This is a genomic window from Gordonia sp. LMA484, assembly GCF_058129505.1.
The window spans coordinates 1,167,969-1,194,717 of the sequence record NZ_CM176700.1 but is presented as its reverse complement, the minus strand read 5'-3'; the positions used below and the strand labels follow the sequence as shown (position 1 = coordinate 1,194,717).

The 26,749-nt window shown below is 67.8% G+C and carries 21 protein-coding genes; 11 read left to right on the top strand and 10 right to left on the bottom strand.

Translation table 11 applies throughout. The features are described 5' to 3' along the window. Positions 1 to 139 precede the first annotated feature (139 nt). Entirely contained in the window at positions 140 to 1,552 is a 1,413-nt protein-coding gene (locus AC4AMJ_RS04965; RefSeq protein ID WP_489917415.1) for an aspartate ammonia-lyase, read from the top strand. A 113-nt stretch (positions 1,553 to 1,665) separates the two neighbouring features. Here AC4AMJ_RS04965 and AC4AMJ_RS04960 read toward each other — a convergent pair whose 3' ends face one another. Next, on the bottom strand, positions 1,666 to 2,268 hold the full coding sequence (locus AC4AMJ_RS04960; RefSeq protein WP_489896676.1) for a TetR/AcrR family transcriptional regulator: 603 nt from the start codon (positions 2,266 to 2,268) through the stop codon (positions 1,666 to 1,668). Between the two features lie 296 nt (positions 2,269 to 2,564). Between AC4AMJ_RS04960 and AC4AMJ_RS04955 the strand changes: the two genes are divergently transcribed. Further along, positions 2,565 to 4,667, top strand: a complete 2,103-nt coding sequence (locus AC4AMJ_RS04955; RefSeq protein WP_489917414.1) for an oxidoreductase — start codon at positions 2,565 to 2,567, stop codon at positions 4,665 to 4,667. Between the two features lie 107 nt (positions 4,668 to 4,774). Here the strand turns inward: AC4AMJ_RS04955 and AC4AMJ_RS04950 are convergent, their stop codons facing one another. Both AC4AMJ_RS04950 and AC4AMJ_RS04945 read right to left on the bottom strand, forming a co-directional pair. After that, positions 4,775 to 6,409: an HNH endonuclease signature motif containing protein gene (locus AC4AMJ_RS04950; protein WP_489917413.1), complete on the bottom strand. Its 1,635-nt coding sequence runs from the start codon at positions 6,407 to 6,409 to the stop codon at positions 4,775 to 4,777. Positions 6,410 to 6,956: 547 nt separating this feature from the next. After that, entirely contained in the window at positions 6,957 to 7,868 is a 912-nt protein-coding gene (locus tag AC4AMJ_RS04945; protein WP_489917412.1) for a LysR family transcriptional regulator, read from the bottom strand. 143 nt (positions 7,869 to 8,011) lie between these two features. Here AC4AMJ_RS04945 and AC4AMJ_RS04940 point away from each other — a divergent pair, with 143 nt between their 5' ends. Genes AC4AMJ_RS04940 through AC4AMJ_RS04930 form a run of 3 tightly spaced genes read left to right on the top strand, consistent with a single transcriptional unit; the run spans position 8,012 to position 11,467 of the window. Further along, on the top strand, positions 8,012 to 9,532 hold the full coding sequence (locus AC4AMJ_RS04940) for an APC family permease (RefSeq protein ID WP_489917411.1): 1,521 nt from the start codon (positions 8,012 to 8,014) through the stop codon (positions 9,530 to 9,532). 45 nt (positions 9,533 to 9,577) lie between these two features. Continuing rightward, positions 9,578 to 9,958, top strand: a complete 381-nt coding sequence (locus AC4AMJ_RS04935; RefSeq protein WP_489917410.1) for a cupin domain-containing protein — start codon at positions 9,578 to 9,580, stop codon at positions 9,956 to 9,958. Positions 9,959 to 9,979: 21 nt separating this feature from the next. After that, positions 9,980 to 11,467: an aldehyde dehydrogenase gene (locus AC4AMJ_RS04930; RefSeq protein ID WP_489917409.1), complete on the top strand. Its 1,488-nt coding sequence runs from the start codon at positions 9,980 to 9,982 to the stop codon at positions 11,465 to 11,467. On the opposite strand, the gene AC4AMJ_RS04925 is transcribed toward AC4AMJ_RS04930, so the two are convergent. From AC4AMJ_RS04925 to AC4AMJ_RS04915, 3 genes are all read right to left on the bottom strand, one after another. Continuing rightward, positions 11,464 to 12,873 carry an FAD-binding oxidoreductase gene (locus tag AC4AMJ_RS04925; protein ID WP_489917408.1) on the bottom strand — a complete coding sequence of 470 codons (1,410 nt, stop codon included), beginning with the start codon at positions 12,871 to 12,873 and terminating at the stop codon, positions 11,464 to 11,466. The genes AC4AMJ_RS04930 and AC4AMJ_RS04925 overlap by 4 nt on opposite strands. A 78-nt stretch (positions 12,874 to 12,951) precedes the next feature. Beyond that, positions 12,952 to 14,619, bottom strand: coding sequence for a response regulator transcription factor (locus AC4AMJ_RS04920; RefSeq protein WP_489917407.1), 1,668 nt, complete (start codon positions 14,617 to 14,619; stop codon positions 12,952 to 12,954). 75 nt (positions 14,620 to 14,694) lie between these two features. After that, positions 14,695 to 15,171, bottom strand: coding sequence for an NUDIX hydrolase (locus AC4AMJ_RS04915; RefSeq protein ID WP_489917406.1), 477 nt, complete (start codon positions 15,169 to 15,171; stop codon positions 14,695 to 14,697). Between the two features lie 115 nt (positions 15,172 to 15,286). On the opposite strand from AC4AMJ_RS04915, the gene AC4AMJ_RS04910 reads away from it, so the two are divergent. Beyond that, positions 15,287 to 16,990, top strand: coding sequence for a nucleobase:cation symporter-2 family protein (locus AC4AMJ_RS04910; RefSeq protein ID WP_489917405.1), 1,704 nt, complete (start codon positions 15,287 to 15,289; stop codon positions 16,988 to 16,990). A gap of 73 nt (positions 16,991 to 17,063) precedes the next feature. Here the strand turns inward: AC4AMJ_RS04910 and AC4AMJ_RS04905 are convergent, their stop codons facing one another. Both AC4AMJ_RS04905 and AC4AMJ_RS04900 read right to left on the bottom strand, forming a co-directional pair. Then, positions 17,064 to 17,435, bottom strand: coding sequence for a nuclear transport factor 2 family protein (locus AC4AMJ_RS04905; RefSeq protein ID WP_489896687.1), 372 nt, complete (start codon positions 17,433 to 17,435; stop codon positions 17,064 to 17,066). After that, positions 17,432 to 17,809 (bottom strand): cupin domain-containing protein, encoded by a 378-nt coding sequence (locus tag AC4AMJ_RS04900; protein WP_489896688.1) that lies wholly within the window; start codon positions 17,807 to 17,809, stop codon positions 17,432 to 17,434. Before AC4AMJ_RS04900 ends, AC4AMJ_RS04905 begins: the two co-directional genes overlap by 4 nt. Positions 17,810 to 17,935: 126 nt before the next feature. Here AC4AMJ_RS04900 and AC4AMJ_RS04895 point away from each other — a divergent pair, with 126 nt between their 5' ends. Genes AC4AMJ_RS04895 through rsgA form a run of 5 tightly spaced genes read left to right on the top strand, consistent with a single transcriptional unit; the run spans position 17,936 to position 24,138 of the window. Beyond that, positions 17,936 to 21,109 carry an ATP-binding protein gene (locus tag AC4AMJ_RS04895; protein ID WP_489917404.1) on the top strand — a complete coding sequence of 1,058 codons (3,174 nt, stop codon included), beginning with the start codon at positions 17,936 to 17,938 and terminating at the stop codon, positions 21,107 to 21,109. A gap of 29 nt (positions 21,110 to 21,138) precedes the next feature. Beyond that, on the top strand, positions 21,139 to 21,375 hold the full coding sequence (locus AC4AMJ_RS04890) for a hypothetical protein (protein WP_489896690.1): 237 nt from the start codon (positions 21,139 to 21,141) through the stop codon (positions 21,373 to 21,375). 2 nt (positions 21,376 to 21,377) lie between these two features. After that, positions 21,378 to 21,764, top strand: coding sequence for a VOC family protein (locus AC4AMJ_RS04885; protein ID WP_489896691.1), 387 nt, complete (start codon positions 21,378 to 21,380; stop codon positions 21,762 to 21,764). A gap of 48 nt (positions 21,765 to 21,812) precedes the next feature. Then, the gene (gene aroA, locus AC4AMJ_RS04880) at positions 21,813 to 23,078 is read left to right on the top strand and encodes a 3-phosphoshikimate 1-carboxyvinyltransferase (protein ID WP_489896692.1); all 1,266 of its coding nucleotides are present in this window, start codon (positions 21,813 to 21,815) and stop codon (positions 23,076 to 23,078) included. 1 nt (position 23,079) lies between these two features. Continuing rightward, positions 23,080 to 24,138, top strand: a complete 1,059-nt coding sequence (rsgA, locus tag AC4AMJ_RS04875; RefSeq protein WP_489917403.1) for a ribosome small subunit-dependent GTPase A — start codon at positions 23,080 to 23,082, stop codon at positions 24,136 to 24,138. Positions 24,139 to 24,513: 375 nt separating this feature from the next. Here the strand turns inward: rsgA and AC4AMJ_RS04870 are convergent, their stop codons facing one another. Beyond that, a complete protein-coding gene (locus tag AC4AMJ_RS04870; RefSeq protein ID WP_489896694.1) occupies positions 24,514 to 25,260 on the bottom strand; it encodes a GntR family transcriptional regulator in 747 nt (248 codons plus the stop codon). A gap of 99 nt (positions 25,261 to 25,359) precedes the next feature. Next, positions 25,360 to 26,742 (bottom strand): chloride channel protein, encoded by a 1,383-nt coding sequence (locus tag AC4AMJ_RS04865; protein WP_489896695.1) that lies wholly within the window; start codon positions 26,740 to 26,742, stop codon positions 25,360 to 25,362. Between the last annotated feature and the right edge of the window lie 7 nt (positions 26,743 to 26,749).

Here is a 26,749-nt window from a genome sequence, read left to right as displayed (position 1 = left end):
CGCGAGCCACCAGGCGATCCCCCGCTAGCCGAGTAACCGCCACCACCACCCGAGTCCCCGCTGGTCGAGTAGCCCGCGAGCCGCCAGGCGAGCGAGCGTATCGAGACCACGCCCACGATCCGCAGACGGGACAACGCCGATGACGAACACCACCCGCACCGAACACGATCTGCTCGGCGACCGCGAGGTACCCGCCGACGCATACTACGGCGTGCACACCGCACGCGCCCTGGACAACTTCCCGATCAGCGGAGTACCCATCTCCCGGAACGCCGACCTCGTCTGTGCACTCGCTGCGGTGAAACAAGCAGCGGCCGAGGCGAACCGCGAACTCGAGCTCCTCGACACCGAGATCGCCGACGCGATCATTGGGGCCTGTATCGAGATCCGTGACGGCCGGCTGCACGACCAGTTCGTCGTCGACCAGATCCAGGGCGGCGCCGGCACGTCGACCAACATGAACGCGAACGAGGTGATCGCCAACCGCGCGCTGGAGATCAGAGGCCACGCCCGTGGCGACTACCGCATCATCCACCCGCTCGAACACGTCAATCTCGGCCAGAGCACCAACGACGTGTACCCGACCGCGGTGAAGATCGCCCTGGGCACCGCTTCCCGGTCACTCGCGAGCGCCCTGCGCGGGCTTGTCGAACAGTTGAGCACGAAGTCTGTCGAGTTCGCCGACATGCTCAAGATCGGCCGCACACAGCTGCAGGATGCGGTTCCCATGACGCTCGGTCAGGAGTTCGGGGCCTTCGCGGTCACCATCGGCGAGGACGCGGACCGGATCGACGAGGCGTCGGTGCTCATCGCCGAGATCAACTTGGGCGGCACGGCGATCGGAACCGGGCTCAACGCGCACCCCCGCTACGGCGCACTCGTGTGCGCTCGCCTCGCCGAGATCACCGGGCTGCCGTTGTCCACCGCGGGCAACCTCGTGGAGGCCACCTCCGACGTCGGCGCGTTCGTGCAGCTGTCCGGGGTGACGAAGCGGGCCGCGGTCAAGTTGTCCAAGATCTGCAACGATCTACGCCTGCTGTCCTCCGGTCCACGCGCAGGTCTCGCGGAGATCAATCTGCCTCCGGTGCAGGCGGGCTCGAGCATCATGCCCGGCAAGGTCAACCCGGTGATTCCGGAGGTCGTCAACCAGGTCGCCTTCGAGGTGATCGGCAACGACCTCACCGTGACGATGGCCGCGGAGGCAGGCCAGTTGCAGCTCAACGCCTTCGAGCCGATCATCGCCCGGGCACTGCTTTCCTCGCTGAGCCACTTGAGGGCTGCCGTCGATGTGCTGGGCGACCGGTGCATCCGCGGGATCACGGCCAACCCGGACCGCATGCGTGATGCCGTGCTCGGTTCGGCCGGTCTGGCCACCGCACTCAACCCGGTGTTGGGCTATCAGGCGGCCACCGCACTCGTCGCGGAGTCGGTCGCCACAGGCTTGTCGATCCCGGAGCTGGTCCGTCGCTCGGCGCTGGTCGACGACGAGGTGCTCGAACGTGTCCTGAGCACGGACCACCTCTGCGGGCCGAGAACTCCCGCGCCACACTGACAGAAGCCCCGACGGGCAGCGGCCGGCTGTTGGCAGCGGCGGGCTGTTGGCAACGGCGGGCTGTTGGCAACGGCGGGCTGTTGGCAACTGCCGACTGTTGCAACAGCCGACTGTTACGTCAGCGCAGCGCATCTCAGTGCGGCGGCGAGGAATCGCCGCAGCGTGACGCGCACCGTTGCCGGGTGGACGTGCCGGGTCCGGCCCACCAGGTGCAGCCCGAATCCGTCTTCGAGAGCGACCGCCGCCGCGGCGATGTCGCCGACGTCACCGTCGACCGCGAACACACCGTCGGCGACGCCGCGGTCGATCACCTCCCGGTAGAGCGACACCTCCAGGTCGAAGAGTTGTGTCATCAACTCGGCGTGCCGAGCCGCACGCGCGCCGTGCAGGTGCAATTCGTAGAGCGCCGGACTCATCGGATCGTCGGGATCGCAGATGCCCAGTTCGACCAGAGTGCGCAGTCGCTGCACCGGGTCCGAGATGTCGGCGATGGCTTCCTGGCGCGCACGATAGAAACGAGTCACGGCCGCTTCGTGGACGGCGAGCAGCAAGTCGTCGAGCTCCGGGTAGTAGTAGGCGACCGACCCCGGCGACAGTCCCGCGGCGGCGGCGATGTCCTTGATGCGCAGCCCGACGAGCCCGCGCTCGGCAATGGCGAGGGCTGCGGCAGTGATGATCTCGGCGCGACGGGCGTCCTGTCGGCGGGGGCGGGCCATGGTTCGCCAATCCTGCCTGCTACGGCGTCACGGATGCAAATGGGGGCATTGCTTCGGCCGCGCCGATGAACAGCTTCGAATATTTGCAAGACGAGATGTAGGCAACAGAGTAGCGCCCCGGCATCGCCGCAGGTTACCGTCGAATCATTCTTTGCGATTGAACTCAAAGAATCCTGGATCCCCAGCGATCACCACCGATCGACGGCCAGGGATCCCACGGCTTGACCCGCAGCCCCTGACCACCAGCCTCGACCCCCAAGCCTCGACCCCCACAGCCCCACTGATGGAGACATCCCATGCGTGACCCTCGCTACGACATCCTGTTCGAACCGGTCAAGATCGGACCGGTCACGGCCCGGAACCGCTTCTTCCAGGTGCCCCACTGCAACGGAATGGGCTATCGCGACCCGTCGGGTGAAGCCGCCATGCGTCGGGTCAAGGCCGAGGGCGGATGGGCCGTGGTCTGCACCGAACAGGTCGAGATCCATCCGACCTCTGACATCGGGCCGTTCATCGAACTGCGGCTCTGGGACGACCAGGACATGCCGGCCATCGCCCGCATCGCCGAGCAGATCCACGAGGGCGGCGCACTCGCCGGCATCGAACTGGCACACAACGGCCTCAACAGCCCGAACCTGATCAGCCGTGAGACCCCGCTGGGGCCGCAGCATCTGCCCGTCGTGTCGTGGAATCTCGACCCCGTCCAGGCCCGCGCGATGACGAAGGCCGACATCGTCGACCTCCGCAAATGGCATGCCGACTCGGTCCACCGTTCGCTGAAGGCCGGCTACGACATCGTCTACGTCTACGCCGGCCATGCGATCGGTGGTCTGCACCATTTCCTCTCGCCGCGTTACAACAACCGCACCGACGAGTACGGCGGCAGCCTGGAAAACCGCGTCCGGCTGATCCGGGAGATCCTCGAGGACACCCGCGAGATCGCCGACGGCAAGGCCGCGGTGGCCTGCCGGATCTCGGTCGACGAGCTCCTCGGCGACGACGGCATCACACGCGCCGAGATGCAGGACGTCTTCGGGCTCATCGGTGAACACCCCGATCTGTGGGATCTGGTGTTGGGCAGCTGGGAGGACGACTCGGTGACCTCCCGCTTCGGCCCCGAGGCAGAGCAGGAACCCTTCGTCACCGGACTCAAGCAGCTGACCACCAAGCCCGTCGTGGGCGTCGGGCGGTTCACCTCTCCCGACACCATGGTGCGGCACGTCAAGAGCGGCATTCTCGACCTGATCGGCGCCGCCCGGCCGTCGATCGCGGACCCGTTCCTGCCCAACAAGATCGAACGTGGCGACCTCGAGGACATCCGCGAGTGCATCGGCTGCAACATGTGCGTGTCGGGCGACTTCACCATGTCCCCCATCCGTTGCACCCAGAACCCGACCATGGGCGAGGAGTTCCGGCGCGGCTGGCACCCCGAACGCATCGCCCCCAAGGCGTCGGACTCCTCGGTCCTCGTCGTCGGGGCCGGCCCCGCGGGACTGGAAGCCGCTCGCGCCCTGGGCAATCGCGGCTACCCGGTGACGCTGACCGAGGCGTCACGCACCCTGGGTGGCCGCGTCGCCCGAGAGTCGAAGCTGCCCGGGCTGTCCGCGTGGATCCGGGTCATCGACTACCGACTGCAGCAGCTCGACCGGCTCGACAACGTCGAGGTCTACCGCGAGTCGCCGATGACCGAGCAGGACATCCTCGAGTACGGCTTCGACCATGTGGTCGTGGCCACCGGATCGTCGTGGCGGCGGGATGGCGTGGGCCGCTGGCACACCCACCCGATTGCCGTCGACTCCGCCGCCGACGTACTGACCCCCGACGACATCATGACGGGCATGCGCCCCACAGGAAATCGGGTCGTCCTGTTCGACGACGACCACTACTACCTCGGCGCCGTGATCGCCGAACTGCTGGCCAATGAGGGCTATGCGGTCACCCTGGTGACCCCCGTTCCGCAGGTGTCGCAATGGACGACGAACACCATGGAGGCCCACCGCATCCGGGCCCGGATCATCGAGGCCGGCGTCGAGGTGCGCACCGACACCACCGTGACCGCGATCGGTTCCGACCGCGTGGACACCGCCTGCCGGTTCACCGGTCGGGCCGGTGCGCTCGAGGCCGACTCCGTGGTCTTAGTGACCGCACGACTCCCCCACGACGAGCTCTACACCGCCCTGCACGCACGCCAAAACGATTGGAGCGCAGCGGGGATCAGCACGGTCAAGGGCATCGGCGACGCCTGGGCGCCGTCGACGATCGCCGCCGCGGTCTGGTCGGGTCACCGGTTCGCCGAGGAACTCGACGTGCCGCACAACGACGATCCGGTTCCGTTCCGTCGTGAGGTCACCCAACTGTCCATCGAGCCGGTGTTCCACGCGCCCGTCGCGAGGGTGTAGTCCGCCGCCGGCAACACGATCACGCATCCCATCGCCGTCGGCCGAGTGTCACGTGAGGCTTCGTCGCACTCGGCCGGTGGCTTGCCTTTCCGCAGGCGACCGATACCTCAGAAGGGCGGCGGCGGACCCTCGTTGTTGCGCTTGCGGTTTCGATTCCTCTCGGCCCGACGGCGGGCGTGTTTGTTCGCCGTCCGACTGCGCCTGCGGGTCGGGCGTTCGGCGTCGTCACCGGTGCCGGTGCCAGTGCCGGTGCCGGCGGGCGGGGCCTGGGGTACGGCGGTGAAACGGGCACGTCGTAGGCCCGGGAAGAGATCCTCCAGCGTCTCGGCCTCTCCGGGAATCACCAGACCCTCGGGAGTGACCGTCTCGGTGCACAATCGGCCGTTGACGTCGCGCCACATGTCGTCGAGCCACTCGCCGAAGGTCTTGAGTAGATGCCATGGACGGCATTTCGGATTCATGTTCTCCGAGGTGGTCTGGCCACCGCCGGCCGGGTTGTCGTGGTCGAACTCGCGCACATGCTCGCCATCGCACTCCCACGCACTCTTGCCGCACCCGGGTTCGCTGCAGTAGCCGTGACGGATACGAATGAACTCGTCGAGCGCGGTGGTCGGCCGGTACGGGTCTGACGCGATCGACCCGGGCAGCGTGAAGGTGCCGTCCGGGTTCATGGGGGTGTTCGGCGGGATCAGATGGGATATCCGCGCATCGGGACGGGCGGCTAGTTCACGAACATGGGCGCCGTCGATGACGCCGTGGCCCTCCATGAAGCCGGGATTGTCGGCCCGGCCCGCCAAGGTGGCCTCGTCGGTCACCACGTGGACGACCACCTTCGGCGTCACCGGCATCACTGCGGTCGACCCGGCCGTACCCGCCGTGCCCGACGGGCCTGCCGGGTTGCCGTCGGAGTCGGTGTCGAGTTCGAGGGTCGCGGCGGTGACCGAGCAGTCATCGCGGCCACATTCACAGGTGTAGTCGCTACCGCTGAGCAGCGCGAACTCGGCATCCGAGAGACGCTGATTCTTCGTGCGACCGTCGTGCTCGCACACCCTGGCTGCCACGGCCTCGATCCGCGCGTAGGCGATGCGCGCGTTCTCCGCCGACATCACCCCGGTCAGTTCGGCGGTCCCGTCGCCGCGGTTCTCCAGCCACACACCACGTTTGTCCACAGCGTCTTTGCGACGCTCACGCACCGCATCGGGATCCTGGCGGAAGACGATGCGATCAACCATGTCCCGCAACCGTTGCGCCGAGTACGATCCGGCCCGCAGCCGCTCGGCGATCTGCGCGTCGACCAGGGGCGCATAGTCCTGACCGTCGATCAGCGCGGTGCCGGTGATGATCTTGCGGGCTTGCCACTGGGCGACGACCCCGTCGCCCAGGCATTCCAACACCTTGGGGAGCCGGTCGCGCAGGGTGATGGCCTCATCGAGCAAGACTTCCGCCTGATGGCGGGTCATGTTGCGCAGCTGCGCAATTCGAGTGGCGGCGTCGGCGAACCCGTCGACGACATAGCCGTCGGTGTCCTCACGGGTGGCGACGAGACGATCGAACAGTACGCCGGCGAACCGGTAGTCGGCATACGCGAGGTACGAGTGCCCGCGGTCGATGTCCTTCATCCCCAGCAGCAGATCGTTGATGTCCGCATCATCGGCCCGATCGAGTTCGATGCCGCCCACGTACTCGCGCGACAGGCCGCGCCACAACGGCGTTTCAGCTGACGGGGCGGCAGACGAGGACACGAGCGACCTTCCAGAGATGCGGACACGGCTGCAGGACACCCACGTTCGTCTCTGATCTGCGACACCCGAGAGCGGGTGACGCGGTCCCTCATTGCTCTGTAATTCCTGCTGACAACAAACTTACAACCGGGCACCGACAAGTTTTTCGGCCGCGGGTTGCCCTTCGTGACGCGCGCTCGCTCCGCTCGCGGGCTCCTCAGGGACCGGATGGTCACGCGCACCCTCTTTGCTCGCGGGCTCCTCAGGGACCGGATGGTCACGCGCACCCTCTTTGCTCGCGGGCTCCTCAGGGACCGGATGGTCACGCACACCCTCTTTGCTCACGGCCTCCACAGGGACCGGATGGTCACGCGCACCCTCTTTGCTCGCGGGCTCCACAGGGACCGGATGGTCACGCACACCCTCTTTGCTCACGGCCTCCACAGGGACCGCATGGTCACGCGCACCCTCTTTGCTCACGGCCTCCACAGAGACCGGATGGTCACGCCCAAGCACTTTCGCTCACGGGCTCCACAGCTACCAGTTGGTGACACACGGAAGTCCGCGCTCACGCCTCGGCGTCACTCCCGAAAAGGTTCCGGCACAGATCAGCCACCACGCTCGCACGACGTGTCGGTTTGGCGGCGACGGCGTTGAGCAGAACCATGGTCAGCGCCGGCACGTCGTCGGCGATCGGCACTGCGGCAACCTGGTGACCGTCGAGCGCCATCGGCACCGCCGACTGCAGGTTCAGCACGGTGTAGGCGAGCCCCCGTCCGACCAGTGCCCGGCAGGTCTCCACCGTCGTCGACCGGTAACGCACGTTCGGGGTCACCTCGGCCTCGGCGAAGACCCGCCGGAAATAGTCGCGGCTGTGCGGCAGATCGAGGAGCGCCATCGGCTCGTCGGCGAGCTCGGCCAGGTGGATCTCGCGGCGCCCCGCCAGCCGATGATCGCCGGCCACCAACACATACGGCGGCAGGGTGCGCAGCGGCCACCGCTTCAGGCGTGGATCGTCGACGAGGTCGTAACCGATACCCAGTTCGAACGTGCCGTCGGCGACGCCCTCGGCCAGGTCGGCGAGATCGACCTCGGAGGTCTGCAATCGTAGCTTCGGCAGCTTGTCGGCCGCGATGGAGAGCAACTCGGGCAGCAGATAGGGAGCGGTCACCTCGAAGCATCCGATCGAGAGCGTGCCGGTGAGAGAACCGCCGAGACCCTGGGCCGCGGACCGGAGATCAGCGGCCGACGCGAGCAACCTGCGGCTGGCGACCAGCATCTCCCGGCCCGCCGGCGACAGCGTGATCCCCTTGGCGTGATGGCGGACCAGCAGTTGAACGCCTAGAGCACCCTCCAGATCTGTCAGCGCGGTCGACATCGCCGACTGCGACAGATGCACCGCCGACGCAGCACCGGTGATGCTGCCGGCCTCGGCCACTGCGACGAAATATTCGAGCTGCCGCAGCGTGTAATCGGCCATCCGCCCACCTCGCTTCGCACCGACCCGGATTTGGTTCGATGCAGCCGATCCTAAACCAAGAAAACACCGACTGTACAGATGATGTGCAAGCCCGCAAGCTGGTAGAACGCATTACAGCACCCCACTCTGAGCAGGAGTTTCCCATGGGAGCACAACCCGAGCTGTCCGACTCCGGATCGCACGACTCAGTCCATCTCCGGCACTCGCTGAAGCGCCTCGACGTTCCGATCATGATCCTGTCGGCGCTGATCAGCCTCGACATGGTCGGCGAGATCTCGTCGTTCGGCGGTGAGACCTTCACCTGGCTCCTGGTTCTCGGGCTGCTGTGGATGATTCCCTATGGCCTGGTCACCGCGGAGCTCGGCAGCGCGTTCCCCGACGAGGGTGGTCTCTACGAGTGGGTGAAGCGAGCCTTCGGAAAATTGGCCGGTTCGCTCGCGACGATCATGTACTGGTCGATCAATCCGCTGTGGATCGGCGGCTCGCTCGCCTTCATCAGCACCGAGGCGTGGAGTTCGTTCATCCACCCGGTCGGCACCGGCACGCTCGGCGACCTCGCGTTCAAGATCGCATTCGTTCTCGGTTCCGTCGGTATCACCCTGCTGGCGATGCGGCGCGCCCGGCTCATCTTCCGAGCCGGCACCTACATCAAGCTGATCCTGGCGGCAGTGTTCCTGGTGACCACCCTTGTCTACGGCATCCAGCACGGCTTCCACGGCATCGGCGCGGTGTCCTGGTCACCGACGATGACCGGATTCCTGGGGCTGGTCCCGCTGCTGCTCTTCTCACTCGTCGGCTTCGAGGTGCCCAGCCAGGCCGGCGGTGAGATGCAGAACCCCCAGCGTGACGTCCCGCGCGGTATCGCGTTCGGCGGACTCGTCGGCATCCTGGTGTACGCCCTGCCCGTCCTGGCGCTGCTGCTCGTCCTGCCAGCCGACGAGATCACCGGCATCGCCGGATTCATGGCGGCCGTCAACACCGTGTTCGGTGTCTTCGGTCCGGCCGCGTCGGTGATGGTGAAGATCGCCGTGATCGCGTTCATCCTCGCCCTCGGTATCACCGGCGCCACCTGGGCGATGGCCGCCAACCGAGCGTTGGCCGTTGCCGCGGGCGACGGCGGGTTCTTCCCCTACTTCGCCAAGTTCGACGAACGTACGGACAACCCGCTGCGGGTCGGGATCTTCACCAGTCTCATCGCCCTCGTCTTCATGGTCGCCGGGGTCATCTTCTCCGGCGGCGACAGCGCCGCCACCTTCGGTGTGGTGCTCACCATCACCATCTCCACGTCGCTGGTCGCCTACGTGCTGGTATTCCCCGCAGCGCTGCGCCTGCGGTTCACCCGGCCGACCACGCCGCGTCCGTACGCCGTTCCGGGTGGAACGATCGGGATGACCATCGCCGTCGGACTGACCACGTTCTGGGCGGCGCTCGGCGTGTGGGTCGCCGTGTTCCCGGGCACACTGGAGCACCTCCTCGGCGTCGACTACGCCTTCCTCGACACCTGGGGCGTCTCCCGGATGCGGTTCGAAGTGTTCACACTGGGCACCCTGGCCGTACTCACCGTCATCGCCGTCGCCGGCTACCTGCGTGCCCGCAGTGTCGCTGTGATCAAGCCCGATTCGGCCGACGTCCGATGCGAGAACCTCACCGAACCCGTCAGCTGACCACAGCGACAACCGACAACCACACCGACAACGAAGGACGACGACATGACGACCACCGAACTGACCACTCCCGAACTCGTGCAAGCCGATGAGGACGCACGCGCCGCGATGACGCCGAGCGAATACGTGACCGCCGAGACTCTCCGTGAGGGCGAACCGCGCGAGCGCGAAGCGATCCACCTGACCAGCGACGACGAGAAGTTCATCGTCGGCTCGTGGGAGGCACAGCCCTACACCGAGTACATCGAGTCCTACCCTGGCGACGAATACGCCCGCGTGCTCGAAGGTTCGCTCACGCTGACCGGCGACGACGGCATCGCACACACGTTTTCGGCGGGCGAGGCGTTCACGCTGCGTCGCGGGTGGCGCGGTGAGTACCGCGTGACCGAGCCGCTGCTCAAGCAGTTCGCTCTCTACCTGGCCTGATCAGAGAAAGTCGCCATCACCATGTCTGACCTCACCTCGATCGACTGGCATGCACGCACCGCCGCGATCAAGTTCCCCACGGCCGCCTTCATCGACGGCCGACAGGTACCCGCGGAGTCGGGCGACACCTTCGACGTCGTCAATCCGGCCACCGGCGAGGTGCTCGCCGCGGTTGCGGCCGGCGACGTCGCCGACGTCGAAGCGGCGGTTTCGGCAGCACGCAAGGCATTCGACGACGGCCGATGGTCGAGACTGTCGGCAAGCGAACGCGGCGCGATCCTCAACCGGTTCGCGGATCTGTTGATGGAGCACGCCGAGGAACTGGCGTTGCTCGTGACCCTCGAGATGGGCAAGCCCATCCGGGATTCGATTGCGGTCGAAGTCCCCGGTGCCGCAGCAGTTTTCCGATATTACGGCGAGGTCATCGACAAGCTGCCCGGCGAGCTCCCGCCCACCGCGGACGGCAGTGTCGCGCTGGTGCGGCGGGTTCCGCTGGGCGTCGTCGGCGCCGTGGTTCCCTGGAACTTCCCGCTCGACATCGCCGCCTGGAAGCTGGCCCCCGCCTTGGCAGCAGGTAACACGGTAGTGCTCAAGCCGGCAGAGGAATCACCCCTGTCCGCGCTGCGGATGGCACAGATCGCGATCGACGCCGGGATCCCACCGGGCGTGTTGAACGTCGTCACCGGCCTCGGCGCCACCGCGGGACGTGCCCTCGGCCTGCACCCCGACGTGAATTGCCTCACCTTCACCGGTTCCAGCGAGGTCGGCAAGAAGTTCTTGGCCTACAGCGCCGAGTCGAACATGAAGCAGGTGTGGCTCGAATGCGGCGGCAAGAGCCCGAATATCGTGTTCGCCGACTGCGCCGACCTCGACCGTGCCGCCGAGATGGCCTGCTTCGGCATCTTCGGCAACCAGGGTGAGGTCTGCTCGGCCAACAGCAGGCTCCTGGTGCAGCGCGAGATCCTCGACGACTTCGTGGCGAAGGTGATCGACCACGCCGCCGCCTATCGTCCGGGCGACCCGCTCGACCACGCCTCGGTCGCCGGCGCCATGGTGTCGCGCAAGCAACTCGACCAGGTGCTGAGCGCCGTCGACCGTGCACGCGAAAGCGGGCGAATCGTGCTCGGCGGTAACTCGATCGGAGACTCCGGCTGCTTCATGGAGCCGACCGTCATCGTCGACCTGCCCCTCGACTCCCCCGCGGTGACCGAGGAGATCTTCGGACCCGTTCTCGTCGTGATTCCCTTCGACACCGAAGAGGAGGCCGTCCGGTTGGCCAACGACACCCCGTACGGCCTGGCGGCATCGACGTGGACCGCGGATCTCGACAGGGCACTGCGGATGTCGGATGCATTACACGCGGGCACGGTGTCGATCAACACCGTCGACGCGTTGTCGCCGGGTACCCCCTTCGGCGGATTCGGCGCATCGGGGTTCGGATCGGATCTCTCGGTGCACGCGATCGACAAGTTCACCGGGCTCAAGACCACCTGGATCGCACGAAGCTAGTGTCTCGTCGAGTCTCCCGGCGGGAGCACCGCAGGCAGGATGTTCTGGTTGCGCCGGAAGACGTTGTCCGGGTCATAGCGGGCCTTGAGTTCGGCAAGGCGCTGCGCGTTGGTCCCGTAACAGGCGCGAGCGACGTCCGGACCCTCGTCCATCACGAAGTTCGCGTAGCAGCCGGGTAGCGAGTAAGGACGCAGGGCATCGCGGAAGTCGTTCGCCCACCCCGCGATCGCATTCTGAAGGCCGTCGACGGGAGCGAGTCCGGCGAACATCTGCGCGAACGCCGCCTCGCGCCATGGCCATGCGGTGTCGGTCCGGTCCGCGCGGGCAGCCGCACCGTCGAGCGGATAGAGATGTGTCATGCACAAAGGTGTGGGTGTCGCGCCGCCGAACTCGGCGAACCTGGCTGCCGCCGCGTCCGGGAGATCCTCGAACAACAGTCCGGTCAGGTGGCCGTACCGGCCTGCGGCCGCACCACCGTCGAACATGGACTGCAGGACCGGATAGGGCATTCTCCCGACACCGTCGAGCAGCGGGCTCTCGGCACGAAATGGCGCCAGTGCGGCATCAGAACGATCCGCCTCAGCGGTGTTGCACCACATCAGCGCGCACACCGGCTGCAGGCGCAACTCCTCGGGCATGGTCTCGTCCGGCGGCAGGGTGAGGAGCGCAAGATAGGCGTAGATGTCGTCAGGCTGTTGTGCGATCCAGTCACGGAACAGCCGCACGAGGCGTTCGGTGTGCTCCAGCGGGAACATCATGGGTCCCCCGGTCACCATCGACACCGGGTGCGCGCGCATCCGCAATTCGGTGACCACCCCGACGTTTCCGCCTCCGCCACGCAACGCCCACAGCAGGTCGTCGTCCCCGCCGGGCCCCGCCGTGACCATCGAACCGTCGGCGAGCACCACGTCCGCGCCGACCAGGTTGTCCACGGCCAGACCGTATTTGCGGGTGAGGTGGCTGATGCCTCCGCTCAGCGTGAAGCCTGCGAGTCCCACGGTGGACACCGTGGCGGTGGTCGTAGCCAACCCGTGTCGATGGGTGGCCGCGTCCACCTGACCCGCACGGGCCCCGCCGCCGATCGCGACGATGCCGCGTTCCGGATCCACCCGTACGTGATCGATGGCACGCAGGTCCACCACCAGCCCGCCGTCGACGGAGCTGTGTTCGGGTGCGCTGTGTCCGCCCGCGCGGACGGCCAACGGGATACCGTCGGCGACGGCGCATCGAACCGTGGTGGCGACATCAGCCGCGTCGGCACAGCGGACCACCGCGGCCGGGTGTCGGTCCTGCACGTGGTTGTCGATCTCTCTGACCGCGTCATAGACCGGATCCCCGGGTTCGACGATGTCGCCGTGCAGCCTGTGTGCGAGCGCGTGGATGAGCCTGTCGGCGGTGGTGGACATGACGCCCTCCTTGGTCGGGAACCTGGTGCTGGTGTCCAGCGTCCGACCAGCCGAGCGATCCGGCATCGGTGAAAACCCTCAATTCCCGGAGCGGATCGCGTCCTCGTGTCGGACGACGTAGGCCGCGGCTTCGGCACGATTGCGCAGCCCCAGCTTGAACAGGACATTGCGTACGTGCCGTTCGACCGTCTTGCGCGAGAGGAAGAGTCGGTCGGCGAGCTCCCGGTTGGACAGCCCCTGGCCCAGTAGGGTCAACACCTCGCGCTCACGCTGGGTCAGCTCGCCGAGATGTGCCGGTCCACCGCGCGCGGCCCGGACGCCCAGCTGGCGTAGGCGGGCGGCCGCTTCGTCGGCATCATGTCCGGCACCGAGCCCTTCGAAGGCAGCGAGAGCGGCACGGGCCTCGTCGACGGCGTCGTCTCCGTCGAGTACCCAGGAAAGTCGGAGTCGGGTCCGGGCGGCCTCGAGCGGGAGTCGCAGGCGACCGAACATGCTGAGAGCCTGTTCGAGTTCGCGGATGTCGCCATGCATCCTTCCTGCCGCTCGCAACGCCCTCGCACGCAGTTGCTCGCAATCGGTCTCATCGGCGAGGCCGCACAGGTGTTCCACCACGGTCTCGTCGTCACAGCCCACCGTCGCGAGCAGCTCCCAGACCAGTGCCGCTTCCACGCAGGGCCCGAGACCTGGGCGATACGAATCACGCCGGTCCTCGGCCCCGTCATCGAGAGCACCCTGCAATTCCCGGGCGCGCCGAAATGCCAGGCGCCGGGCCGAGACCGGGTCTCCACGCGTGATGGCGAGCATCGCCAGCGGGTAGCTGCTGGTGACGTACGCCTCCAACCCGTCGAGCAAACCGGCGGCCTCATCGGGTCTGCCCTGCACCAGCCGAAGCTCCGCCAGCCGGGCCGCCGCCTCGGCGTAGACCGCAGGCTCTGCCGCCGCCCCGACACGCAACGCCTCGCGTAATTCGTGCTCGGCACCGGCGAAGTCGCCCGCCGCGAACAGCGCGATCCCCAAGGATGTCCGGCACGTGGTGTGCAGGTGGAATCCGCCGAATCGCCGGCTGAAGGTGTCCGCGGCATGCACCCACTCGACGAGGTGTTCGACCTGTGCGGTCTCGGCACACGCGCTGACCAGATTGCAGCCGACGTAGACAACGGTGTGTGGACGTTTCGCCTCCCCCGCCAGCCCGGCCGCCATCGCTTCATCGAGGAGCGCCGTCCCCTCGGACTGCCGGCCGGTTCGGACGAGAACCGCGCCGAGTTGGCTGATCGCACAGAGCTCGAGATCGCTGTCGCCCAATCCCGTGGCACACTTGCGCGCATCGATGGCCAGCGCCTCGGCGGCTGCCGGATCGGCGCTGTCATGCGCACGGATCAGGCTCACCCAGCCCCTCAGCGGAGCGAGATCGCACTCCTCGACCAGCCGTTTCGCCCGGGCGAGCCATCCTCGTGCGGCGGCAACGTTGCCCAGACTCACTCGTTGGACGAGGTAGAGAGCCACCGCCACCACGACGCTCTGCACGTCGTCGCCCCGGTGGCGGAAGGCGGCATAGGCCTGCTCCTGATGTCGCACCGCGGCCTCGGTCTCCCCCAGCCACCATTGTGCGTCGCCCAGGCCGGCGAGCGCCTCCCCGCTCGGATCGCGTTCGACCACGGCCGCGAAACCGGTCCGGGCCGTGGCCCAGTCACCCGCCGCCGCCGCCAGAGCGGCCGCCGCGAGAGGGTCTCCACCGGGCTCACCCACTCCCCCAACTCTAGGCCTGCTCAGCCGGTTCCCCTACGTCGCCGAAGCAGGTGACGGCAGGGAAAGTTGTCGCGCTCAATCCTGGCCATCGAGCTCGGACAGCAGACGATCGACGAACTCGGCCTGCGCCGGATTGAGTTTCACGCGCGCGGTCTCGGGGTCGACCCACGCGGCGCGGTCGATCTCGGGGAAGCTCTGCATCTTTCCGGATCGAGGCGGCCACACCATCTCGAAGGTGTTGCTGACGACAGTCGAGGTGTCCAGGTCACCCTCGATCGCAAATCCGGTCACCGTCTTCCCACTCGCCTGGGTGACGTCGCCGAGATCGAGCACCGGACCGTCGGGTGCCGGACTGCCGATCTCTTCGGCGAATTCACGTCGGGCCGTCGCCTCCGGCTGTTCGTCGGGTTCGAGAAGACCCTTCGGGATCGACCAGGCGCCGTCGTCCTTGCGGGCCCACAGCGGACCGCCGGGATGGGCGATGAGAACCTCGACGACGTCGGCGCGACGACGGAACAGCAGGAGCCCGGCACTGCGTTTGCGGGTGGCCATCGGACCATTCTGCCCCGCGCCCCTTCGCCGCTCGCCCGCGGACATTTTCAAGGTGGAAACACGGCCGTGACACGGCTGCGTCGTGTCCGAAACGTCCGACTCGTAGACACTGCATATGGCGGTTCTCGACACGATCAGACACGGCAAGACCACACCTCACCCGGTGGACGAGATACCGCCACTGGCCAAGCTGTTGCCCCTGGGCATCCAACATGTCCTCGCGATGTACGCCGGTGCGGTCGCGGTGCCGCTCATCGTCGGCGGTGCGATGGTCAGCGCCGGACAGCTCGAGCAGGGCGACATCGTCCACCTGATCATGGCCGACCTGTTCGTCGCCGGTATCGCGACGATCATGCAGGCCGTCGGGTTCTGGCGGTTCGGGGTACGGCTCCCGCTCATGCAGGGCGTCACCTTCGCGGCGGTCGGACCGATGATCACCATCGGCACGTCACACGGCATCACCTCGATCTACGGGTCGGTGATCGCCTGCGGTGTGTTCATGATCGCGGCCGCGCCCATCGTCGGCAAGCTCATCAGATTCTTCCCGCCCCTGGTCACCGGCACCATCATCCTCATCATCGGCGTCTCGTTGATGCGGGTGGCTGCAGGCTGGTTCGGCGGCGGCACCGCGACGGGCGAGGACTTCGGCGAACCGAAGGCGATCGCCTTCGGGTTCTTCACACTCGCGGTGATCATCGCACTCGAGCGTTTCGCCCCGGACTCCATCAAACGTGTCTCCGTGCTGATCGGCCTCGTCATCGGCACGCTCGTATCCATCCCATTCGGCATGACCAACTGGGACGCCGTCGGCGAGAACCCCTGGGTCGCGATCCCGCAGCCCTTCCAGTTCGGATTTCCGACCTTCGAGGTCAGCTCGATCATCTCGATGGTGATCGTCGGTCTCGTGATCATGACCGAGACCACCGGTGACATCGTCGCCGTCGGGGAGATCGTCGACAAGAAGATCACCCCGCAGAAACTCGCCGACGGCATGCGCGCCGACGGTCTGGGCACGGTCCTCGGTGGCGTGTTCAACACGTTCCCCTACACCGCGTTCGCGCAGAACGTCGGGCTGGTCGCGATCACCGGTGTCCGTACCCGGCACGTCGCGACGTGTGCCGGCATCATCCTCGTCGTCCTCGGATTGCTACCCAAGATGGGCGCAATCGTCGAGGGCATCCCGCAGCCGGTGCTCGGCGGCGCGGGTGTGGCCCTGTTCGGCATGGTCGCCGCCAGCGGCGTCCGCACGCTGACCAAGGTCAAGTTCAGCAACACCAATGTGCTCGTGGTGGCCATCTCGGTCGGCGTCGCGATGCTGACCGAAGCGAAGATCTACTACACCGACCGCTCGCTGGGCGACAGCCCCGTCAACGTCTCGCTGGACATGTACCACCAGTTCCCCGACTGGTTCCAGACGATCTTCCACTCCGGCATCAGCGCCGGCGCACTGACCGCCATCGTGCTCAACCTGCTGTTGAACACCAAGAGCACCTCACCGGATCCGGTCGACTACCACAACACCGGCGAGATCGAGGTGGTCACCAAGAACGGACTCGGCCTGTCCAGCGCCGACGCCATGCGGGCCGCCGCGTTCGATCCGCGTGACGCACTGGCGGCCGCCGATCCGGACACTCCACCGGAGACCCTGCGCTACCTCGCCGAGCACGATGAGGGCCTGCACCCGTTCATCGTCACCAATCCGGCGGCGCCCAAGGATCTGTGCGACTGGATCAAGAGCCTCGGCGACCCCAAGGTGACACGCTTGTTCGACGACTGGGACCAGCACACCGGCGGCGGGTTCTCGCGGCGAGGCTCCTGACACGACCGCGCGATCCTCACCGGCGCCTTCCGAGTGCGAGCGCCACCTCACCCTTTGACCTCACCCTTTGACCTCACCCTTTGACGTAGGCGAGCTTCTCCGCGACCTTGCTGTCGACGATGGTGAACAGGTCGACGCCGCGCACGGCGCCGGGGTGATCACCTCCCCAGGTGAATCGCCAGCGGACCACCACCCGGTCACCGGCGACCAGACTCTCCTCCACCTCGAAGACCGGATCGGTTGTCGTGGCGAAGAAGTCGATCCACGCCTGACGCACCTCGACTTGACCTTCGTACCGTCTGCCCGCTGGCGGCGCGGTGGACTCGAAGACACAGTCCTCGGTCATCGCCGCCATCACCGCGTCGATGTCGCCGCGCCCGAAGGCGGCGTTGAACGCGTCCACCACAGCGAGGGCGTCGGTGTGAACGGTGCTCGAAGTCATCATGCGCCTGCCTCTTTCGCGTAGTTGCTGGCGCCATAGAAGTCGACCACGACGACCGCTTCGTCACCGACGACCCAGGCGTCGTGTCCGGACGGCAGCGACGTGAACTGCCCCGGCGTCGCGTCGAACTCGGTGCCGTCGGCCATCTGGACGTGCAACGTGCCGGACACGTGATACTGGAAATGCGGCGCCTCGCAGAGGTCGGTCCCGGCGAGCGGCTTCACGTCGTTCGACCAGCGCCATCCCGGTTGCAGGACGAGTCGGCCGATGTCGGAACCGCCGACATTGAGCAGTTCCATCATCCCGTGCTCGAAGGTGCGGACCTCGTCGGGCTCGGCGAAGTCCCGGTGTTCGGTGTGCTGTTGTGTGGCGGTCATGATTCCTCCGGATCGGGTGGCCTCGGTTCCGGCTCGGCACCGAGTGGTTCTCGCCCCGTGATGGGGTCGATTCGACGCTAGGAGTCCGACCTTGCGGTTTCCTTGCGGCGAGCGGATCATCGAGCGATGACCGGCGTCCGACCTGCCGCGGTGGCTGTCGAGTTCCGCCTCTTCGGTCGCTTCGTGGTACTCGTGGACGGCCTCGAGGTCCCCGCCCCCGCCTTCGGCGGCCGCAAGGTCCGCCAATTGCTGCGAATCATGCTGACCCGCAAGCACGAGCACGTCAGCATCGACACGCTCACCGGCATGCTGTGGCCGGCGCGGACGCCGCGGGATCCCGCGGCGAATCTGGCCGTGCTGGTCACCCGGGCCCGTCATGCGGTGGGGCTGCGCGACCTGATCGTGTCCCACGATTCGGGGTATCGGATCGGATTGGCGGAGAACCGGTATCGCCTCGACACCGACGAGTTCGTCACGCTGGTGACCGCCTCGCGCACCGTCGACGGCCATGACGCCCTGACCACCTGCGACGCTGCGTTGGAACTCTGGTCGGGCGAGCCGCTGAGCGAGGATCGGTACGACGACTGGGCGACCGGATACCGAGACATGTTGACGCAGTATCGGATCGAGGCACTCGAACGCGGAATCGACGCAGCCCTCGCCGAACGCGACACCGGACAGGCCGTCGAGTGGGCGACGACCGCACTGGCCGCCGCGCCGCTGAGGGAGAACTCGGTGGTGCTGGCGATGCGATCGTTCGCAGCACATGGCGACCCCCGCCGTGCGCTCACACTCTACGACCGCTTCCGCCGGGATCTCGCCGAGGAACTCGGCGTCGACCCGTCACCTGCCACCGTGACGGAATTCGAGGGCCTTCTGCACAGCGGCGCACCGCGGACACAAGCGAGTCCGTCGCCGATGACCCGCACGCCGACGACCCGCACGCCGACGATGCCCCCGCTGCGGTTCGTCGGCCGCGGAGCCGAGCTCGACCGGTTACGTTCGGCGACAGCATCACCCGGATCGGTGATCACCGTCGCCGGTCGATCCGGCACCGGCAAGTCCCGTCTCCTCGCCGAGCTGCGCGCACACGACGACGCCGCCATCGTCCGGTGCTTCGCCGCCCAGCGCGATGACATCTGGAGTATGGCCGCGGCCCTCATCCGGGAGATCCTGTCGGGCGACCCCGGCCTCGTCGACGAGGTGACGGGCCCGCTCCGCGGTGCACTGACGGCGCTGGTTCCCGATCTGGTACCCGCCGTCGACGTTCATGCCGACGCTGAGTCCATGCGGGCGTTGGTGATCGAGGTTCTGGCCCGACTCATCGCCGAAAGCCACATGACGGTCGTCGTGATCGACGATCTGCAATGGTCAGACGAGAGCAGCCTGTCGGCGGTGGCCGCGGCGATCCGCCGATCACCGCGACCTTCGTGGGTGCTGGCCTACCGGACCGACGAGGTCTATCCCGAGACGAGTCGTCATGCCGGACTCACGGCTCTCGATCCCGATGTGCGAATCACGTTGGGCGGGCTCGACGGCCCCGCCGTGCGGGACCTCATCGCCGACCCTGCGGTGAGCGAGACGCTGCTCGAACACACGGACCACTCCCCGATCGCCATCGCGGAGGCGTTGCGCAGGCTCGTCGGCGCCGGAATGGTCGACTTCGACCGCCAGGGCAGGTGGCACGCCACGGTTGCCGACCATGCCGCGCTACGCGAGGTCGCGCGGTCCTCCCAGCAGGACAACCTCGGCCGCCGTCTCGACGCGATCACCGGACCGGCCGCCGATGTGATCGACCTGCTGGCGATCCTGCGTCACGAGACGCCGGCACGTGAGTTGGCCCGCGTGCTCGACGCAGAGCCGGCGGAGGTCCTCGATGCACTGACCCGCCTCGCGCACGCCGACCTGGTCCGCCTCGGCGAGCAGGGGTGGGCCACCGCGCACGACATGATCAGCGATGTCGGCGAGCAGCGGCTCGACCCGGCCCGCCGCGCCCGTCTGCACGCGCTGGCCGCTGCGGCGACCGACGAGTCGGCAGACGCCGCGAGCGCAGCCCGTCACTGGCACCTCGCCGGGGAAGGCCGACGGGCTGCGCAGGCCTATGTCATCGCCTCCCGCTCCGCGCTGGACGCGTTCGCCCACGACGAGGCGATCTCCCTGGCCGGCTCGGGACTCGCGATCGGCGGATCGGGTCCCGCGGTCACCGTCGCCGCCCTCCACGAGGTGCGGGCGCTGGCCCGAGCCCGGGTGGGAGACCTCACCGGCGCGCGGGCCGACTTCGGTGCCGCACTGAACTCCGCGTTGCCCGGGCCACGCCAAGCCGTCGTGCTGGCCGAGCTCGCGATGGTCGCGTCCGGCTCCGACGACATGGTGCGAGCCGCCGACCTGTGCGAGATGGCCATCGTGCGTGCCGGCGCGGACCCCGGGGCGCGAGCCCGCGCACTCGAGGTGGGTTCGGTGCTCGACATGAACCTCGATCGCGCGGATCGTGCTGCCGAGCGCGCCGAGGAGGCGATCCGGAACTACACCGAACTCGGTGATGCGGCGGGAGTCGCACGGGTACTCGACGCACGTGCCATGGCCACCTTCCTCGATGGCGAGATCGAGCGGGGCGGCGAACTCCTCGCCCGGGCCGCCGACCTGTTCACCGATTCGGGGGACCTCCTGCGCGTGATCACCCCTCGATCCACGCATGGGCACGCCCTCGTCTTCGCCGCCCGACCCGGCGAAGGTCATGCCGAGACCGACATCGCCGTCGACCTTGCGCGCACCCTGGGCCACCAGGAAGGCATCACCTACGCGCTCTGGCACCGCAGCGAGGCGTCGGCGGCTCTCGGACACGTCGACGACGCACTGGCCGATGCCCGCGAGGCCCTGCGCATCGCCCGGCAGATCGGTCACCGGGGATGGACCGCGACGGCCAACCGTGCTCTCGGCATCGCCCACCAGACCCGCGGCGATCTGGCCGCGGCCCACGCCGCCTTCACCGCATCGCTGCAGGCCAGTGCACACCTCGACCTCTTCCGGTCGTGGGCGCTGTCGCGTCTGGCCATGATCGACATCGCCAACGGGGAACTCGACCGCGCCGAGGAATGCGTCGCCGAGGCGCTCACCACAGGTCCCGGGCTCGGTCAGCACGAGGCACGTCTCGCCCGATATCTGCTGGCCGAGGCCCGCCGCGACGACGATGCCGAGCGCCGCGCCACCGAACTCAAAGCGGCCGCCACCCGCTCAGGGGCCCTGGCCGTGCTGGCGGTGCTGCGCCCGGATCGGTCATCTGTGTCGCGCAGCACGCCGTGAAGTCGGCGACGGCGGTTTATCGTTGGTGCATGTCCGAGCGCCCTCACCACGATCACCACCCGGCCGACGCCCTCTCCGACGACGACCCCGACAAGCCGCACGAGTACGAACACGACTCCGCGTTCGCCTTCGGCGACGCGAAGCCGATCGGTGAGACCGATCGGATCGCCCGCGAGCGGGCCATCTATGAGGCCGCCCGCCACGGCAACGACCTGAACCGGGGGCACGCGCTCGGCGGCACCGATGGGTCGACCGAGGGCCAATAGACGTGGAGGTTCTCGGTAGCAGGGTCCTGTTGCGTTCCGCAGATCCCGAGCGGCTGCAACATTTCTACCGTCACCGCCTGCGACTGGCCGTCGCGCGTGAATATCCGGGCGGCGTGGTGTTCCACGCGGGCAACGGACTGATCGAGATCCCGGCGCACATGAGCGGCGACGTGACGGCAGGCGGTGGCGCCGACGCCGCCCTGTGGCTGCAGGTCCGCGACATGGCCGACACCGAGCGTGAGCTGCGTGCCGCCGACGTCCCCATCGTTCGCGAGGCACGCACCGAATCGTGGGGACTGATCGAGATGCACGTCGCCGATCCCGACGACCGCACCGTCATCGTCGTCGAGATCCCGGCCGATCACCCGCTTCGGCGGGACACCCGCTGACCCCCTCGAGAAGATGACCAGCGCCGGCGGCATGCCAAACTGGATCGCATGAGTATCTGGAGCGCGCCCACCGTGACGTCGCCGGTGGAGGCGACCGTCGAGTTGCCCGGCTCCAAGTCGATCACGAATCGCGCCTTCATTCTCGCCGCCCTCGCCGACGGCCCGTCCACCGTCCGCGGCGCGCTGCGCAGCCGCGATACGAACCTGATGTTGAGTGGACTCAGCGGTCTCGGTGTCGGCGTGCATGTCGACCCGGACGACGCGACGACCATTGATGTCGTCCCGCGACCCATGCACGAGGCCGACGTCTACTGCGGCCTTGCCGGGACGGTCATGCGGTTCCTGCCTCCGGTCGGGGCCTTCGCCACCGGATCCGTGGCGTTCGACGGCGATGACCAGGCCCGCACCCGCCCGCTGGCCACGATCCTCGACGCCCTGCGCGGGCTCGGGGTCAAGGTCAGCGGGGACCGCCTGCCCTTCACCGTCGACGGCACCGGATCGGCCCGCGGCGGGGAGGTCACCATCGACGCGTCCGCGTCATCCCAGTTCGTCTCCGGTCTGCTCCTGTCGGCCGCCCGGTTCGACACCGGGGTCACCGTGCGGCACGTCGGCGCCCCGGTGCCGTCGATGCCGCACATCGACATGACGGTCGAGATGCTGGCCACCGCCGGCGTGGTCGTCGAACGTCCCGATGCCGACACGTGGCGGGTGGCGCCGGGACCGATCGGTGCCATCGACTGGGAGATCGAACCCGACCTGTCCAACGCCTCGGCGTTCCTCGCTGCCGCCGCGGTCACGGGTGGGGCGGTCACCGTGCCCCGCTGGCCGGCGACCACCACCCAGCCTGGTGCCCAGATCGTCGAGATCCTGTCCGAGATGGGGTGTGACATCGAGCGCGCCGACTCGGCGTTGACGGTCCGTGGACCGGCGCGGCTGCGTGGGGTGAGCATCGACCTGCGTGACGTCGGGGAGCTGACGCCGACCGTCGCGGCGCTGTGTGCGCTCGCCGACGGTGAGTCGGTCCTGTCCGGCATCGCCCATCTCCGTGGTCACGAGACCGATCGGCTGGCCGCGCTCTCGACCGAGATCAACCGACTCGGCGGCGAGTGCACCGAGACCGAGGACGGGCTGCGCATCAATCCCGCCCCGCTCCACGGTGCGGTGTGGGAGTCCTACGCCGATCATCGGATGGCCACGGCCGGTGCCATCATCGGTCTGGTCGTCCAGGGGGTCACCGTCGACGATGTGGAGACCACGGCCAAGACGCTGCCGGACTTCCCGGGCATGTGGCAGAAGATGATCGGTCACCTCTGACGTGAGCCGCCGCGCCTCGAGCTATGACGAGTCCGACGTCCGGATACGTCCTGGCAAGGGCAGCCGGCCACGTACCAAACAGAGGCCCAGCCATGACGACGCCGTCGAGGGCATGGTCGTCTCCGTCGACCGCGGGCGGTGGGGCTGTGTCCTGGGTGGCGACCCGGAACGGCACGTGGTGGCGATGCGTGCCCGCGAACTCGGGCGCACACCGGTCGTCGTCGGCGATGAGGTGGCCGTCGTCGGCGACCTGTCCGGCCGCCCGGACACCCTGGCGCGCATCGTGAAGGTGGCCGAGCGGACGACGGTCCTGCGCCGCACCGCCGATGACACCGACCCGTACGAGCGGATCGTCGTGGCCAACGCCGACCAGTTGCTGATCGTGACCGCGCTGGCCGATCCCCCGCCACGGACCGGGTTCGTCGAGCGAACCCTGGCCGCCGCATATGTGGGCGGGCTGACCCCGATCCTGTGCCTCACCAAGTCCGATCTCGCCGATCCCGAGGAGTTCACCCGGGCGTTCGCCGACCTCGAACTCCCCATCGTGCTCGCGGGCCGAGCCGATCCGATCGACGCGGTGTCCTCGATGCTCGCGGGGCACATCACCGCCTTCATCGGCCACTCCGGGGTCGGTAAGTCCACACTGGTGAATCGCCTTGTGCCCGATGCCGATCGGGCGACCGGCGTGGTCTCCGGTGTCGGCAAGGGCCGCCACACATCCACGCAGTCGGTGGCGCTGCCGTTGCCCGGTGCCGGAGATCGGCTGGGGTGGGTGATCGACACACCGGGAATCCGTTCGTTCGGTCTGGCACACGTGGGACCCGACGACATCGTCGACGCCTTCGACGACCTGCGCGACGCGATCGAGGACTGTCCCCGCGGCTGTACCCACCTCGGCCCGCCGGCCGATCCAGAGTGCGCACTCGATCAACTGGACGGAAACTCGTATCGTCGCGCGATGGCGGTGCGCGCCCTGCTGGTCGCCGTCACGTCGAGCGGACCGGAGCCCGCCGACTCCCCTCGCGACGACAACGACCCTCAGCCCGACAGAACCCGATAATCCGCCGACAGAACCCCACTCCTTGCCGACAGAACCCGAGATTTCGCCGACAGAACCCTACTCCTTGCCGACAGAACCCAAAGTCTCACCGACAGAACCCTTTTTCTTGTCGACAGAACCGAAAATCTGGCAGGCAGAACCTGCCGATCTACGAAGTACACAGCGCTCTTCTCGCGCCGCAGGGCTCACCCGCGGGCGGTTCGGGTTCTCTCGCCGACCATCCGGGTTCTGTCGGCGGAATTTCGGGTTCTCTCGGCGACCATCCGGGTTCTGTCGCCGACCATCCGGGTTCTGTCGGCGGAATTTCGGGTTCTCTCGGCGGCAATCGGGGTTCTGTCGGCGAGGTCTGACGCTTTGTCGCGCCGTTCCGCTACCTCAACGGTCGACGACGGTGGTCTCGAAGAAGTACCGGTCCGCGCGGTAAGCGTGCTGACCCACCTCGACGACGCGGCCCGCGTCGTCGAATGCGGTGCGCTGCATCGTGAGCAGCGGCGCACCGACGGAGTCCCCGAGCAACGCGGCCTCCTCCTCATCCGCCGACTTCGCGCCGATCCGCTGTCGCGCGAGGCGGATGTGCACCCCCCGACCGCGCAGTCCCTTGTAAAGACCGCCGTTCTCCAGTTCGCCGGCGGGCGGGCAGATCTCGGCGGGGAGATGATTGATCATCAACGCCAACGGTTCTCCGCCGGCGGAGCGAAGGCGCTTGACGGTGACGGCCTCGGCCCCGACCGGCAGTGCGAGTTCGGTGCGCAGCTCCTCGTCGGGCACGCCGATCCGATACTCGAGCAGCTGAGTGCTGGGATGCATGCCGGCAGTCGACAGGTCGTCGTACAAGCTGGTCAACTCCACCGAGCGATGCACGGGACTCTGCACCACCTGCGTCCCGACCCCGCGCTTGCGGACGACGACACCCTTGTCGACGAGTTCCTGGATGGCCTGGCGAATGGTCGGCCGCGACAACTTCAAACGGCCCGCCATGTCGAGTTCGTTCTCGAGACGGTCACCGGGCGTGAGGTCGCCCCGTACGATCGCGGCCTCGATGGCCTGAGCGAGCTGATGATAGAGCGGGACCGGCGTGGACCGATCGAGCTCGACCGGAATCTGTAAGGCCTGTGCCGACATCCTGTCATTATGTCATAACAAAGATCACATCTGCCAGCACTACGTGATGCAGTCGACTGCCACCGAGTCGGCCGTCAGGTCAGGTCAGGTCAGGTCAGGTCAGGTCACGGTCTCGGCGGCAGATCCGGCGGTGTCTCGTCGGCGAGAGAGCGCAGCGGTCGTCAGCCAGGCGGCGATCACGCCCAGCACCGCGGCCGGCACCGCGTCGACGCCGACCGAGCCGGTCAGCAGCATGCTGAACAGCAGCGCACTGAACACGAACCCGGTGCCCGCCGTCATCCCGGCCGCGGCACCGACCGCGAGCGCCCACGTGATCGAACAGCCGAACAGCAGACACCCGATGGATGCGACCCCGACTCCGATGAAGATCGCCGGAAACACCGGTCCACCGCGGAAACCGCAGCCCAGGCAGATGGCGTACCCGATCGCTTTCGCGACGATGATCACCAGCACCACGCCGACGCCGGTCTCGGCGAGCACGGCGGGCACAGCGTTCTGGCCGGAGAACAGGATGTCATCGGAGTCGGCACCGAGCCATCGCGCGATCATCGCCAGTACCCCGACCGCGAGACCGCCGACGACCAGCAAGCCGTAGCGACGGCGCCGGTCGATCGACGCCGCCCGATCGATCATCGTGCCCGCCTTCTTGACCTGAAACATGATCAGGCTCGCCACCACCCCGACGACCACGGCCAGCAGCAGGTCCAGGATGCGCGTGCCCTGATAGTCGGGCATCTCGGGCACCGCCATCGACATCGTGCCGAGGCCGCCCCAGTCACCGAGGCCGATGAACACCACATATCCGATGGCGGCCGCCATCAGGCCCGGCAGCAGGGCCGGGAGCAACGCCGCCCCGGTCGCCAGTCCGGCCTCGAGGAGCAGCAGACCGGCGACCAGGGGCCCACCGAACAGTGCCGACACCGCAGAGAACGATCCGGCCGTGGCGAGCACCCGTTTGCCTTGTTCCGAGACCCGCGCGAACGGCACGACCGCGACTCCGACGGCCGAGCCGAGCGCGATCAACGGCCCCTCCGGACCGAGAATCGCGCCGAACGCCAACGTGCCGATGGCCGCCAGTGCGATCCCCGGGGCGTACTGCCAGGGCGTGGGCGACACACTGACCCCGTCCAGCGGCGAATGCCCACCCCCGCCGGGCAACAACGCGGTCGCCAGCGCCACGATCACCGCACCGACCACCGGCAACCCGATCACCAGGTACCACGGTGGGGCGCTGGCGCCCAGCGCCTCGGGCAGATCGGTCCACAGCAGATCCTCCAACCAATGGACCAGGCCGAGAAAACCCCAGGCGAGAAGAGCCGCCGGGATGCCGATGGCGGCACCGAGTCCGATCAGCTTCAGGTACTGCAACCCCTCGGCACGGTCCGGGTGCAGTTCTGCCGTGGTGCTCGGCCTCAGTCCCGCCGTCGCATCGGGGACGTTCGCGTCCTCGGGCGAGTCCCGGTCATCGTGCGCCGCACTCATCTCAACG